The organism is Pseudomonas sp. CBC3 (assembly GCF_037967085.1).
In the GTDB taxonomy this organism is placed as follows: domain Bacteria; phylum Pseudomonadota; class Gammaproteobacteria; order Pseudomonadales; family Pseudomonadaceae; genus Stutzerimonas.
Genome location: NZ_JBANEO010000018.1, coordinates 1 through 712, shown reverse-complemented (window position 1 = coordinate 712; position 712 = coordinate 1). Strand labels below are relative to the sequence as shown.

At 51.4% G+C, this 712-nt stretch carries 1 protein-coding gene and 1 rRNA gene; one reads left to right on the top strand and one right to left on the bottom strand.

The features are described 5' to 3' along the window. Positions 1–380: hypothetical protein (locus V6943_RS20570; RefSeq protein ID WP_340555145.1), on the bottom strand; the 380-nt coding region annotated here is incomplete at its 3' end. Positions 381–545: 165 nt separating this feature from the next. Here V6943_RS20570 and V6943_RS20565 point away from each other — a divergent pair. Continuing rightward, positions 546–712, top strand: a 16S ribosomal RNA gene (locus V6943_RS20565); the annotation flags it as partial.

Below are 712 nucleotides of genomic sequence, written 5' to 3'. Positions count from 1 at the left end.
GTGCCTATAATGCGCACCTTCTCCGGCGCAGGCCCTTGGCGAAACCTCTTGTAAATCAAGAAGTTATCTAAATCTAGGGCTTGCACGGACGGCGAATTCGAGTAGAATGCGCCGGGCTGGCAGGGTGGTGGTTGAGTCCTGTTGGTGGCTTCGGTCAGGTCGATCGAAAGCGGTTTCACGAGGCGGTTGACAGCGGGTTTGAACGCTGTAGAATTCGCCTCCCGCTGACGAGAGGCTCTAGCTGATCGAAAGCGCAAGCGGTTGAGAAGAAAGAAAAACTTCTTCAAAAACAGCTTGACGAGACACAAGGCTGCTGTAGAATGCGCGGCCTCGGTTGAGACGAAAGACTTGATCGAAACGCTCTTTAACAACTGAATCAAGCAATTCGTGTGGGTGCTTGTGAGGTAAGACTGGTGGTCAGCAAGATTATCAGCATCACAAATACTCAGCGAGAAATCATTGAGTGCTCTTCTTTGGGGTGACCTTGAGAGGAGGTTGCGATTGCTGAGCCAGGTTTAGGGTTTTCTCAAAACCCAAGCAGTATTGAACTGAAGAGTTTGATCATGGCTCAGATTGAACGCTGGCGGCAGGCCTAACACATGCAAGTCGAGCGGATGAAGGGAGCTTGCTCCCTGATTCAGCGGCGGACGGGTGAGTAATGCCTAGGAATCTGCCTGGTAGTGGGGGACAACGTTTCGAAAGGAACGCTAAT